Here is a 12450-nt window from a genome sequence, read left to right on the forward strand (position 1 = left end):
GTTGCGAAGCCCCGTCGTCCGCCCGTGGGGCGGGCCCCACGGCGACATGAGGGTCCCCGCTCGGCGCAACCGAGAGAGGAGGAGCGTGCTCTCGGCGTGCCGGGCGGAAGCCCTCGTGCTGAACGTACTTGGGCTTTCGCCCGGTGCGGCGATGTGGGTCCCTCCAGCACGAGCGAAGTCGAGAGTGGGGACGGGACTTTCGCGACACGCCCTACGCGCCTTCGCGCACCCGGTCGTACAGCTCGGGGTCGTGGGCGTTGACGAGCACCAGGTCGGGGTCCGCCCGCCGGTGGAGTTCGGCGAGGCGGGCGTGGTTGTCGCGGACCTGCTCGGGGTCGTACGCGAGGAGGGTCTCCAGGGCGCGCAGGGTGCGCGGCACGGGCGTACGGCCGTCGAGGATGCCGCGGTGGAAGAAGGCGTCGCCGGCGTGCAGGATCCAGCGGTCGCCCGCGTCGACGGCGACGGCGGCGTGGCCCCGGGTGTGGCCGGGCAGGGGGAGCAGGACGATGCCGGGGGCGATCGCGTCGAGTTCCGTGGCGGCGGCGAAACCGCGCCACTGCTCGCCGCCGGGACCGTGCTCGACCAGCTCGGGGCCGTGGGCCCACTGCCGCGGCCGGTAGCGCTGCCGCTCGCGCCGGGAGGGCGCGTGGACGGCTCCGAGTGCCTCGGTCGCGGTGACATGGACCTGGGCGTCGGGGAAGTCGGAGAGTCCGCCGATGTGGTCCGAGTCGAAGTGGGTGAGCACGATGTGCCGTACGTCGTCGCGGCGGAACCCCAGCCGTTCGACCTGCCGTACGGCGGTCTCCTCGGCGGCGAGCACCGGCCGTATGAGGTGCCGGGCCGGGCCGAGGCGTGATCCGGGGGCCGCGATGTCCCCCAGCCCGAAGCCGGAGTCGACGAGCACCAGGCCGCCGGCCTCGGTCTCGACGAGCAGGACGTGGCAGACCAGCCGGGGAGTGGCGGGCGGGAGCATGGTCCCGCAGTTGAGGTGATGAACCTTCACCCGGGCATCGTCCCAGCCCCGGCGATCCTCGTCACGCAAGCGAACCGACACATCTCGTACGTGGGACCCCCGGGGCCGCTGGGCCTCCGGTCACATCATCGGCGTATCCGGCCCACGGGCTGCCACTTGCCTCCACTCCACGCCACGCCGTCTCAACTCGGCCCGTCTCGGCTCGGCCCGTCTCGGCTCGGCTCGGCTCGGCTCAAGGCAGTCGAGGCAGTGCGTCCCGCGCCGAGTGGCTGAGGACACGCAGGTCCTCGGCGAACCGGTCGCGGTCCTCCTCCGGCAGGGGCGCCAGGAAGTGGCGCCTGATGTTCTCGACATGCACTCGGGAGGCCCGTACGACGGTCTCCTCGCCCAGTGGGGTGAGCCGCACCAGCCTTCCGCGCCGGTCGTCGGGGTCCTCGACCCGCGCGACGAGTCCGGCCGCCTCCATACGGTCCACCAGCCGCGTCACACCCCCGGACGTCAGCACCTGCTCCTGGGCGACCACGCGCATCGACAGGCCCGGCGCCCCGGCCCGCCCCAGGATGAGCAGCACCTCGAACGTCAGGTGATTGATGCCGCACTCCTCCTCCAGGGAGCGCCCGAGGATGTACTCCAACCGGTTGGCCGCCCCCTGGAGCCGCCCGAAGGCGAGCACCAGGTCGTTCTCGGCGGCCTCCTTCGCCGTCGAGATCTCCGCCCGCTCCTCCACGCCCCGGCCGCCTTTCCACTCGTCCCCGCCGCAGACTCGGACTCACTGCGCGCCCACTGATCATCCCGTGTGTACGGGGTGGTCCGGCACGCCCGACCCCTCGACGCAGTCGCGCGACGACGACCTGGGCTCCGGACCGCAGCCCGGACGATCCGGATGGACGGAAATCCTTCCTCGACGCCTGGACCACCGCCTGAACGTCTACTGCTCCAGGGAGCCACGCAGGGCGTTCGGCGCCCGAGCCGGCACGTAGCGCGCGGACCGACCTCGTATCCCCTGCTCATTTTCGGCCGAGTTCGTACCCGCCCCGGATCCACCTCAACAGATCAGGGCCGCGCAGCCATTGCTGCGCGGCCCTGATCCTGTGGAAAAGCTGAGAGGTCAGGCCGGGGTGATGTTCTCGGCCTGCGGGCCCTTCTGGCCCTGGGTGACGTCGAACGTCACGATCTGGCCCTCCTGGAGCTCACGAAAGCCCGAGGAGTTGATCGCGGAGTAGTGCGCGAAGACATCCGGGCCTCCACCATCCTGAGCGATGAAGCCGAAACCCTTCTCCGCGTTGAACCACTTCACAGTTCCCGTAGCCATAGTCATGCCCTTCCAGTCGATGAACGCCTCCCACTCCATGTGGAAGGCGGAGGTGATCGCCCTGGTTCCTGCGGCACAGCACAGCAAAACGCCCACGCCAAAAGCGTGGGCAAAGGGGAACTCCGAACCACGACAGCTGACGCAGACGCTACACGCCCGCACACCACGTCACCATAGGAACGATCACGCCGCGTACAGCGACCTTGCGTGCGGCCGCCGATTTCGGCGGGCACGCGCGTCTCACGCCGTGCCCGGAGGGTTGGGCGATTCGGGTGATTCGGCGGTGCGGCGGTGTTCGGCGTTGATGCGCCGGGCTTCTTCGAGCTGGTCTTCGAGGATGACGATGCGGCAGGCGGCCTCGATCGGGGTCCCCTGGTCGACGAGTTCCCGGGCGCGGGCCGCGATGCGCAGCTGATAACGGGAGTAGCGGCGGTGGCCGCCCGGGGAGCGGAGCGGGGTGATCAGGCGGGCTTCGCCGATGGCGCGGAGGAAGCCCTGGGTGGTGCCGAGCATCTCGGCGGCCCGGCCCATGGTGTAGGCGGGGTAGTTGTCGTCATCAAGACGGCCGTACGAGTCGTCTGCTGTCATTGCACCTCTCTGGGAACGCGTCGAGGGGCCCTGGTGCCGTACGGCACCAGGGCCCCGAAGGAACTGCTACACCATCTGCCAGCCCTAGTGCTGCGCTGGCCCACTTGTTCCGCAGGCCCACCCGGGAGAGGGCGGGGAGTGCGGGGATCGCGGATGCGTGACCGGAGACCACCTGCCTATCGATGTCCTGCGGTACCCGGGCTCAAGCCTGCCGCCCGGGCGATCCTGATGGCGCTGAAGTCCTCCGTTCTTCCCTCTGAGCCATTCACTTACCAATCGGGTACTGCGTATGGCGGCCCCTGATCACTGCGGGCCACCCGGTCCGGTCGTCAGTCCCGTCACCGTCCTGCGACAACCCTGGCTTCGGAACTCCACCACCGCACCGTCCTGCGCACTGCTGCCCGGCAGTTCGTCTCTGCCGGGCCTTGCTCGATCTCGGCTACGAGAGAAACCATAACCACGCCACCACCCAATGTCTACTCCGGCGGGCATAGATTTTCGCGCGCTCACGGATGAGGTAAACCGCCCTCACAGGTCCATGGATGGCGGCCGCGAAGTCATATTCGGTCACCTGCCGGGCCTCGGCGGCACGACCGTGCGGGTCCGTCCCGTCCGGCTGCGTCACCGCTCAAGCAGCTGGATGGTCGGCGAATATAATCTGCCTCATGTCGAAGCCTGACGAGCTGCTGGTTGACGTCGCCGCCTTGGTGGAGTCCGGGCAGAGCAATCAGATGTCCCTGACCGTGGTCACCGGTGGTGCTGTCATCACCGGTCGGCTGGCTCCCGAGGCGGTGTGGAGGCAGCGGGTGTCGGATGTGCTCTCGGATTCCGACCTCTTGGGAGAGTTCTCCGCCGTCTTCGACGCCCCCGTGAAGAACGGGCCGCCCACCCATCTGCACTTCCACGTCGCCCGGATCCTGCAGGGCACGGTGGGGATCCCGGAGACGGGCGGGATGTACCGCGTTGCGATCGACGACGTCAGCGCCTGGACCATGGGCGACTTCCGCTATACCGACCACTGAGCAACCACTGCGGCGGGAACTCCTAGGAAGCAGTATGGGCCCGACCGGCGCGTGCCGGTCGGGCCCATACTGCTGTTCAGGTGTGGCTCGCGCCTGTTTCCGCGGTCAGACGGATACGGGGGTGCCGAGAGCCGCGGAAGCCTGCTGAAGCGGGCTGAGGATGCGCACGGGCGCGGCCTCGGGGAGCGTGCGGCAGGTGAAACCGAGCTGAGCCATGGCCCGGAGGACTTCGGCGGCGCTGAAGTCACGGCGGTCCTGGCGGGTGATGACCTGGCCGACCTGCTTGGCGGGGTAGTGGCGGCGGCCGATGGTTACGGATTCACCGGTGACCGGTTCGGGCTTGATGCCCTTCATCGATTCCAGCACGCCGCCCTTGGTGAGCTCGAAGGGGAAGCGGGCGATGACGCAGCGCATGTGGCCTCACAGAGAGAGGGGGAGAACGGTCCGACCTGGGGTGAGGCGGTTCAGCGGGAGAGGGCGAGGATGCCCGGGGTGCTGAGGATGTCGCGCAGGCGGAGGCGGTCCGTGTATGCGGAGCTGTCCCGGACGGCGGCAAGTTCGGCCTGGGTGACCAGGCCGGTGCGCTGGTCGTCCTGGTCGCAGACGACCAGTCGGCCCGTGCCTGCGGCGGCCATGACGGCCAGCGCCACCTCGACGCTCATGTCGTCACAAACCCGCGGTCCGGCCGCGTCCATGACCTCGACCACCGTCCTGTGCACGGGGTTGGCGCTCGCCGGGCGGGGCTGCGTCTGAACCAGCGTCAAAAGGTGCCTCCTGTAGAAATGGGTCAGCTTCCGGATGACGACAGGCCCTAGACCGCCGCGTCGATGACGGGCCGGCGTACGGGCGCGCGCCGGGTCGACGAAGAGGGGCGGCGTCGGCCTCGGGAGGAGACGCTGCGCTTGGGGCGTTCGACCACCGGTGCGGTGATGACGACCGGGATGCCGGACGGGGCCTGGGCTCCGGTGATCCGGCTCAGGGCCTCGTCGCCCGAACGGACCTGGGTGGTCTGCGGCCGGATTCCGGCGTCCGACATGAGGCGGACCATGCCGCGGCGCTGGTTCGGCGTGACGAGCGTGACGACGCTGCCGGACTCGCCGGCGCGGGCGGTACGGCCGCCACGGTGGAGGTAGTCCTTGTGGTCGGTCGGCGGATCGACGTTGACGACCAGGTCGAGGTTGTCGACGTGGATGCCGCGCGCCGCGACATTGGTCGCCACCAGCACGGTGACGTGCCCCGTCTTGAACTGCGCCAGCGTACGGGTGCGCTGCGGCTGCGACTTGCCGCCGTGCAGCGCGGCGGCGCGTACCCCGCTGTTGAGCAGGTCCTGGGTGAGCCGGTCGACGGCGTGCTTGGTGTCCAGGAACATGATCACGCGACCGTCGCGGGCGGCGATCTCGGTCGTGGCGGCATGCTTGTCGGCGCCGTGGACGTGCAGGACGTGGTGCTCCATCGTCGTGACCGCACCGGCCGACGGGTCGACCGAATGCACGACGGGGTCGGTCAGATAGCGGCGCACCAGCAGGTCGACGTTACGGTCCAAGGTGGCGGAGAACAGCATCCGCTGCCCCTCCGGACGCACCAGGTCGAGCAGCGCGGTGACCTGCGGCATGAAACCCATGTCGGCCATCTGGTCGGCCTCGTCCAGCACCGTGATGCCCACGTGGTTCAGCCGGCAGTCGCCACGGTCGATGAGGTCCTTGAGCCGGCCCGGCGTCGCGACGACGACCTCGGCCCCGCCGCGCAGCGCGCCGATCTGCCTGCCGATCGACATCCCGCCCACCACCGTGGCCAGCCGCAGCTTGACGGAGCGGGCGTACGGTGTGAGCGCGTCGGTCACCTGCTGCGCGAGCTCACGCGTCGGTACGAGGATCAGCCCCAGCGGCTGGCGGGGCTCGGCACGCTGTCCAGCGGTGCGGGCGAGCAGGGCGAGGCCGAAGGCGAGGGTCTTGCCGGAACCGGTGCGCCCGCGACCCAGTACGTCACGGCCCGCGAGGGAGTTCGGCAGCGTCGCTCCCTGGATCGGGAACGGTGCGGTCACACCCTGCTTGCCGAGTTCGGTCAGCAGTTGCTCGGGCATGTCGAGATCGGCGAAGCCCTCAACGGCGGGCAGCGCGGGGGTGATCGTCCTGGGCAGCGCGAACTCACCCTGCGCCGCGACCGGCCGGCGGCCGTAACCGCCGGAACCGCGCGGTGCCTGCGAGCCCATGCGGCTGCCGCCCCTTCCGGCGCCTGCACTGCCGTTACGGGTGCGGTCGAAGCGGTCGTTCGTGCGTGTGCGGTTCATGCGGAACCTTCCTCGATGTGGCACATATCAAGGAATTCCCGCAGCGATGAGCGGCATGGAGAATTACGAGTATGGACCGGTGGAAAAAGAATGCAGATCTGGCCGACGGAAAGGTCCGGGGGCACAGGTGCTGAAATGAGTGACGCGATGGGGACGTAAGATCCGGGCGTCGGTCGCGGTGCAGCTCTTCAGGATGCGCCTGCATCGCTGAAGGAGGAGCCGCGTGTGGTGGGACTGCGGATTCCTCCGAGTCGGCCCGCAGGTGAAACCGTTGCGGGAAATGCGTGTAGCTGGGGCCCGCACCCCGAGGGATGCGGGCCCCAGCTACAGATTGCGCGTCAGCGTCAGGCCGGAACGATGTTCTCGGCCGTCGGGCCCTTCTGACCCTGCGCGATGTCGAAGGTCACCTTCTGACCTTCGAGCAGCTCACGGAAGCCCTGGGTGGCAATGTTCGAGTAGTGGGCGAACACGTCGGCGCCGCCACCGTCCTGCTCGATGAAGCCGAAGCCCTTTTCCGCGTTGAACCACTTCACGGTGCCACTGGCCATGTCATATCTCCTTTGGGGCAGTACATCGGAATCCGCACTGCGCGAACGCCGTGTCGCCGCGATGATCACCCCGCCCGGATATGACCGGGAAATACAAAAGCGCTCCCGACCGGCAAAGCCTGGTGGGGGCACTTGAAGTTTCGGGAACCACAACTGCAACTTGGATCGACAGTAGCACGCCGGAACGGCCTGTGCACGTTACATAATTCCACTCTGCTCATCGCGGCAAAAACTCTCACTGCATGGTCCGCAAAACTCTCACTTCGCGGGCACAGATATTGGTCCACTGGGAGCGCAACGTTTCATGAAGGCGTCCAGCAGGCACATGGCAGCGGACCGGCTCACGCCCTCCGCACCCGCGACACCCGTCGCCGCCACCGCCGCCACCGCCGCCACCGCCGCCACCGCCGCCACCGCCGCTAGCGCCGCCCGGGCAGCCCGAGCGTCAGCTGCTCGTTTTTCGGCCAGCATGTGCGACGGACGTTGAATAAGCGACATGTGTTGAATAACTTGGGGGCATGAGGCACATCGAAGTGTGGGCGGACGTGGTCTGCGCCTGGGCGTACATCGGCAAGCGGCGGCTGGCACAGGCGCTGGAAGGGTGGGACGGCGAGCCCGTCGAGGTGGTGTGGCGGCCGTTCCGGATCGACCCGATGGCGCCGACGCAAGCGGAGCCGATGGAGGAGGTGCTGCGGGACCCGGTGGTGGACGCGGCGCTTCAGGGCTGTGCGCCCGGGATGACCCCGGCCGAGAACCGGGTCAGGGTCTCGGAGATCGCCGCCGCCGAGGGGCTGGGGTCGCGCTGGGGCGCGGCGTGGCGGGCCTCGAGTCATGATGCGCACCGGCTGATCGCCCTGGCGTACCAGGAGGGTGGATCCGCCCTTCAGGACGCCGTGCTGGAGGGGGTGTTGCGCGCCCACTTCGTGGAGCAGCGGGACATCAGCCTGAAGGAGACGCTTCAGGAGATCGCCGCTGCGGCCGGGTTCTCGGAGGGGGGCCGGCTGCTGGGCGAGGGCGGGGCCGAGGAGTACGTACGGGAGACCCTGTTGCGGGGCAAGGCGATCGGGGTGACGACCTCGCCGACCCTGGTGATCGGCGGGGAGGCGCTGGCCGGGGCCCACGCACCCGAGGTGATCGCGCAGTTCGTGGCGCGGGCCGTGGCCGAGCCGCGGCGGGAGCTGCCGACCGAGGTCGAGCGGCTGCGGCTGGCCCAGGCGCTGCTCGACAAGGGCGATCCGCTGGGCTGCCTGACGCTGCTGGGCAAGCTGATGGCGGAGCACCCTGAGGAGCGGAGCGTACGGCTGCTCGCCGCACGTGCCCACTACCATTCGGCGCAGCTGTCGCGGGCCCGCAGCGGGCTGGAGACGCTGGTGGCGGAGATTCCGGACGACGCGTACGCCCGGCTGATGCTGGGCCGGGTTCTGGAGCGTCAGGGGAAGGGCGAGGAGGCCGCGCCGCATCTGCGGATCGCCGCCGCGATGAATCCCGAATACGGGAAGGCCGGCTGACCTCTGCCTGGCGGTCGGCACCGCCCGGTGTCGTCGCGTGTGAGCACGCGATCATGTCATCCCGTGTGAGCACGGGCTTCATGTCCTCCCGTGTGAGCACGCGCGTCATGTCCTCCCGTGCCAGCACGCGCGCCTTGTCGTCGCGTGTGAGCACATGAAGGGCCCGGACCGCCTCGAGCGGTCCGGGCCCCGTGCGTTGTCAGAGGCGTTCGATGATGGTGACGTTGGCCTGGCCGCCGCCCTCGCACATGGCCTGCAGGCCGTAGCGGCCGCCGGTGCGCTCCAGGTGGTGCAGCATCGTGGTCATCAGTCGGGCGCCGGTGGCGCCGAGGGGGTGGCCGAGGGCGATCGCACCACCGACGGGGTTGACCCGCTCGGGTGCGATGGCGATCTCGCGCTGCCAGGCCAGGACGACGGGGGCGAAGGCCTCGTTGATCTCGACGGCGTCGATGTCGTCCTCGGTGAGTCCGGCGTCCGCGAGTGCCTTGCGGGTAGCGGGGATCGGGGCGCTGAGCATCATGATCGGGTCGTCGCCCAGGACGGTCATCCGGTGGACGCGGGCCCGGGGGGTCAGGCCGTGCTCGCGTACCGCCTCCTCGGAGGCGATGAGCAGGGCGGCCGCGCCGTCGGAGATCTGGGAGGCGGTGGCGGCGGTGATCCGGCCCGTGGGGTCCAGGGTCTTCAGCCGCGCCATCGACTCGAGCGTGGTGTCGCGGCGGGGGCCCTCGTCGACCGCGAGGGCGTGCTCGCCGTCGTCGTAGGGCTCGATCTCGCGCTCGAACCAGCCGGAGTCGACCGCGTGGGCGGCCCGGCGGTGGCTGGCCAGGGCGAACTCCTCCAGCTCCTGGCGGGAGATGTCCCAATGGCGGGCCATCAGCTCGGCGGCGTGGAACTGGCTGACGGTCTGGTCGCCGTACCGCTTGCGCCAGCCACGGGAGCCCGAGTACGGATCCGGGTGGCCGAACTGGTCGCCGACGAGGGCGGCAGCGGTGAGCGGGATCTGCGACATGTTCTGCACGCCGCCGGCGACGACGAGTCCGGACAGGCCGCTCATGACCGCCTGGGCGGCGAAGTGCACGGCCTGCTGGGAGGAGCCGCACTGGCGGTCGATGGTGACGCCCGGCACGTTCTCCGGCAGTCCGGCGGCCAGCCAGCTGGTGCGGGCGATGTCGCCGGACTGCGAGCCGATCTGGTCGAGGCACCCGAAGACGACGTCGTCCACGGCGGCGGGGTCGATGCCCGTGCGGTCCATCAGGGCGTTCAGGACGTGGGCGCCGAGGTCCGCGGAGTGGACGCCTGCGAGTCCGCCCTTGCGGCGGCCGACCGGGGTGCGCACCGCGTCGACGATGTAGGCCTGGGATATCGCGCTCATCTCAACCGTTTCCTTGTCAGGGGATGGGTGGTCTGCGGGATGCGCACGGCCTGGTGCGGCCGGCTCCTTCCCGACTGTACGACACGTGTCGCTTAAGAAACAGGTGTTGCATTTACGTCATGAGATGTGGAACCGTGGCGCCCATGGCGAACATCTCGAACACCCGAGGCGCCTCGAGCGACCCTCGCGCCCGCAGAACCAGGGCACTGCTGCGCGCCGCCGTCCTGGACCTCTCGATGGAGAAGGACCTGGACGGCATCACCATGAGCAACATCGCCGAGCGCGCGGAGGTGAACCGGGCCACGGTCTACCTGCACTACAAGGACCGTGAGGACCTGCTGCTCGACGCCACCGAGTCGACGATGGAGGGAGTGGTCGAGGCGGCCCGCGCCTGCCGCCTGATCGCGGACGCGCACGCCCTGTCCGACACCACTCCGGTGCACCTGATCAGCCTGTTCGCACAAGTCGACAAGCACCGCGCCGTCTACCGCCGGATGCTCGGCGAGGACGGCAGCCAGCGCTTCGCCGCCCGCTTCGAACGGCTGCTGGCACAGGCCTGGTTCGAGCAGCTGCTGACCGAGACCCCGCCGGGCGCGTTCGACGAGACGGCGCTGCTGGTGCGCGCGCACTTCCTCAGCGGGGCCATGCTGGCGGTCATCGGCCGGTGGACCCGCGGCGAGTTCGACGGCGAAGGCGAGGACGGCATGGGTGTGGCCGAGGTGGCCGACCTGACCTGGGCCCTGATCCGGGGCCGGGGATGACCATGCCGCAGCCACACCTGCAGGCGGCGGCCACGGCAACCGGCCCGGCGCGGACGTCCGTGCTCGTGATGCTCGAGAACGAGCTGGTGCGCTGCGGAGTCACCAGCCTGCTGCGCACGGTCCCCTCGGTCCGGGACATCTGGGCGTGCAGCGGGCCGGTCGCGGCCCGCGAACTGCTCGCCGAGCACCGGCCCGACATCGTGGTCTGCCACGGCAGCGGGGAGCCCGCGCCGTCGCTGATCCGGGAGGCCGAGGCCTTCGAGACACGAGTGCTGCTGCTTCTGGAGGACCTGCGGCTGGAGTCCATCGACGAGGAGGTCATGCTCTCCTCCCACGGTTTCCTGATGCAGTCCGACCTGACGGCCGCCAACCTCCACGAGGCCGTCACACGCCTGGAGCGCGGCGAGATGCCGCTGCCTCCGGGCCTGGCCCGGTCCCTGATGGTGCGGGTGCGCGGGGCCGGCCCGGTGGGCACCTCACGCAAGATCTCCCTCACCCCCCGCGAGCAGCAGGTGCTCTCGCTGCTCGCCCAGGGCCTGAGCAACAAGCAGATCGCCCGACGGCTCACCATCTCCGAACACGGGGTCAAGCGGCATGTCACCAATCTGCTCGCCAAGCTCAACTCCCCCAACCGCACGCTGGCGGTGGCACTCGCCCTCCAGGAGGGCCTGGTCTGAGCCCGCGCCCGCGGGCAGCGCGAGGGCGGCCACGTGGCGGGGGCCGACGGCCAGTGCGGTGGTGCGCCAGCGGGGGACGTGAGCCCCTGCGACGGACCAGCAGTGCGGGTCGGCCGGGTCGGCGATCACGCGGCGTATACCGCCCGCGAGGCCCGTGCCGAGCCCCTTGAGCACCGCCTCCTTACACGTCCAGCGGGCCAGCAGGGCCACCGGGCGGGCCAGTTGCGACCAGCGGGCGAGGTCCGCCGGGTCGAGCACCCGCGCGGCCAGCTCCCGCTCCCTGCGCACCGGACGGACGCACTCGATGTCCAGGCCCAGCGGGCCCGTGGCCGAACAGCCCGCCAGGACGGCGCCCTTGGTGTGGGACAGGCTCAGCCGCAGCCAGGGGGCAGCGGGGACCACCGGCCGGCCGACGGCGTCCCGCGCCACGCGCAGCCGGTGCGGTGCCACCTTCAGGACCCGGGCCACGCCGAGGCGCAGCAGGGCGTGGGCCGTGACGTACGGGGAGGACGCGTGATGCGGCATCGTGGCGTACCGGTCGCGCTCGGCGGGGGTGAGCAGGTCCAGCAGGGCCTCCTCCTGCGCTGCGGGGCGGTCGGTGCGCGCCGACCAGACGCGGATGCCGAGGGCCGGCGCGCCGTCAGATCGGGCCAAGGCGCACCGCCCCGTCGAGTCGGATGACCTCGCCGTTGAGCATCGGGTTCTCGATGATGTGCGCGACCAATGAGGCGAACTCCTCGGACCGGCCCAGCCGGACGGGGTGCGGGGTCTGTGCGGCGAGCGAGGCGCGGGCCTCCTCGGCGAGCCCCGCGACCATCGGCGTGTCGAACAGCCCCGGAGCCACGGTCACCACGCGGATGCCGTACCGGGCCAGGTCCCGGGCCAGCGGCAGGGTCATGCCGGCCACCGCCGCCTTCGAGGCGGTGTACGCGGCCTGGCCCTCCTGGCCTTCGTACGCGGCGATCGAGGAGGTGCACACCACCACTCCGCGGTCGCCGTCCACCGGCTCGTTGGCCGCCATCGCCCGGGCCGCCTGGCGGACCACGTCGAAGGTGCCCAGGAGGTTGACCCGGACCACCTCCGCGAAGGTCTCCAGCGGCAGCGGGCCGCGCCTGCCCAGGGTGCGGCCGGGTACCGCGATCCCCGCGCAGCTCACCACGGCACCGAGCCGGCCCAGCGAGGCCGCGGTGTCGACGGCGCGGGCCACGTCCTCGGTGCGGGTGATGTCGCCGGGTACGAACACACCCCGGTCGCCGAGGTCGCCGGCGACCTTCTCCGCGCGTTCGGAGGCGCGGCCCATGAAGACCACCCGGGCGCCCTCGGCGGCCAGCCGCTGGGAGACGGCCCGCCCCAGGCCCGAGGTGCCCCCGGTGACCAGCGCGATGCTGTCGTGCATGTCCAT

Annotated in this window: 14 protein-coding genes and 1 pseudogene; 4 read left to right on the forward strand and 11 right to left on the reverse strand. The window is 70.4% G+C overall.

Features of this window, described 5'->3' with window-relative positions:
• Positions 1-211 precede the first annotated feature (211 nt).
• The 4 genes from SGFS_RS17110 to SGFS_RS17125 all read right to left on the reverse strand — a co-directional run bounded on the left by SGFS_RS17110 (position 212) and on the right by SGFS_RS17125 (position 2873).
• Positions 212-1003 carry an MBL fold metallo-hydrolase gene (locus SGFS_RS17110; RefSeq protein ID WP_286251226.1) on the reverse strand — a complete coding sequence of 264 codons (792 nt, stop codon included), beginning with the start codon at positions 1001-1003 and terminating at the stop codon, positions 212-214.
• Positions 1004-1205: 202 nt separating this feature from the next.
• Complete coding sequence (locus SGFS_RS17115) at positions 1206-1700, reverse strand: MarR family winged helix-turn-helix transcriptional regulator (RefSeq protein ID WP_286251227.1); 495 nt, start codon at positions 1698-1700, stop codon at positions 1206-1208.
• A gap of 381 nt (positions 1701-2081) precedes the next feature.
• Complete coding sequence (locus tag SGFS_RS17120) at positions 2082-2285, reverse strand: cold-shock protein (protein WP_053751759.1); 204 nt, start codon at positions 2283-2285, stop codon at positions 2082-2084.
• A 240-nt stretch (positions 2286-2525) separates the two neighbouring features.
• Positions 2526-2873, reverse strand: a complete 348-nt coding sequence (locus SGFS_RS17125; RefSeq protein ID WP_286251229.1) for a helix-turn-helix domain-containing protein — start codon at positions 2871-2873, stop codon at positions 2526-2528.
• Between the two features lie 665 nt (positions 2874-3538).
• Between SGFS_RS17125 and SGFS_RS17130 the strand changes: the two genes are divergently transcribed.
• Complete coding sequence (locus tag SGFS_RS17130) at positions 3539-3895, forward strand: hypothetical protein (protein WP_286251231.1); 357 nt, start codon at positions 3539-3541, stop codon at positions 3893-3895.
• A gap of 105 nt (positions 3896-4000) precedes the next feature.
• Here SGFS_RS17130 and SGFS_RS17135 read toward each other — a convergent pair whose 3' ends face one another.
• The 4 genes from SGFS_RS17135 to SGFS_RS17150 form a co-directional block, all read right to left on the reverse strand.
• Entirely contained in the window at positions 4001-4309 is a 309-nt protein-coding gene (locus SGFS_RS17135; protein WP_286251233.1) for an SCO5918 family protein, read from the reverse strand.
• A gap of 50 nt (positions 4310-4359) precedes the next feature.
• Positions 4360-4659, reverse strand: coding sequence for a CBS domain-containing protein (locus tag SGFS_RS17140; protein WP_286251234.1), 300 nt, complete (start codon positions 4657-4659; stop codon positions 4360-4362).
• Between the two features lie 47 nt (positions 4660-4706).
• Positions 4707-6182, reverse strand: a complete 1476-nt coding sequence (locus tag SGFS_RS17145) for a DEAD/DEAH box helicase (protein WP_286251236.1) — start codon at positions 6180-6182, stop codon at positions 4707-4709.
• A 344-nt stretch (positions 6183-6526) separates the two neighbouring features.
• Complete coding sequence (locus tag SGFS_RS17150; protein WP_030563973.1) at positions 6527-6730, reverse strand: cold-shock protein; 204 nt, start codon at positions 6728-6730, stop codon at positions 6527-6529.
• Between the two features lie 518 nt (positions 6731-7248).
• On the opposite strand from SGFS_RS17150, the gene SGFS_RS17155 reads away from it, so the two are divergent.
• A complete protein-coding gene (locus tag SGFS_RS17155) occupies positions 7249-8238 on the forward strand; it encodes a DsbA family protein (RefSeq protein WP_286251239.1) in 990 nt (329 codons plus the stop codon).
• 199 nt (positions 8239-8437) lie between these two features.
• Here SGFS_RS17155 and SGFS_RS17160 read toward each other — a convergent pair whose 3' ends face one another.
• Positions 8438-9601: an acetyl-CoA C-acetyltransferase gene (locus SGFS_RS17160; protein WP_286259961.1), complete on the reverse strand. Its 1164-nt coding sequence runs from the start codon at positions 9599-9601 to the stop codon at positions 8438-8440.
• Positions 9602-9753: 152 nt separating this feature from the next.
• Here SGFS_RS17160 and SGFS_RS17165 point away from each other — a divergent pair, with 152 nt between their 5' ends.
• Positions 9754-10371 carry a TetR/AcrR family transcriptional regulator gene (locus SGFS_RS17165; RefSeq protein WP_286251240.1) on the forward strand — a complete coding sequence of 206 codons (618 nt, stop codon included), beginning with the start codon at positions 9754-9756 and terminating at the stop codon, positions 10369-10371.
• A gap of 2 nt (positions 10372-10373) precedes the next feature.
• Positions 10374-11048 (forward strand): response regulator transcription factor, encoded by a 675-nt coding sequence (locus SGFS_RS17170; RefSeq protein WP_286251241.1) that lies wholly within the window; start codon positions 10374-10376, stop codon positions 11046-11048.
• Positions 11049-11189: 141 nt separating this feature from the next.
• On the opposite strand, the pseudogene SGFS_RS17175 reads toward SGFS_RS17170, so the two are convergent.
• A pseudogene (locus SGFS_RS17175) lies at positions 11190-11573 on the reverse strand (4'-phosphopantetheinyl transferase family protein); the annotation flags it as partial.
• Positions 11574-11688: 115 nt separating this feature from the next.
• The gene (locus tag SGFS_RS17180; RefSeq protein WP_286251242.1) at positions 11689-12450 is read right to left on the reverse strand and encodes an SDR family NAD(P)-dependent oxidoreductase; all 762 of its coding nucleotides are present in this window, start codon (positions 12448-12450) and stop codon (positions 11689-11691) included.

It is taken from the genome of Streptomyces graminofaciens, assembly GCF_030294945.1.
Taxonomy (GTDB): Bacteria; Actinomycetota; Actinomycetes; order Streptomycetales; family Streptomycetaceae; genus Streptomyces; species Streptomyces graminofaciens.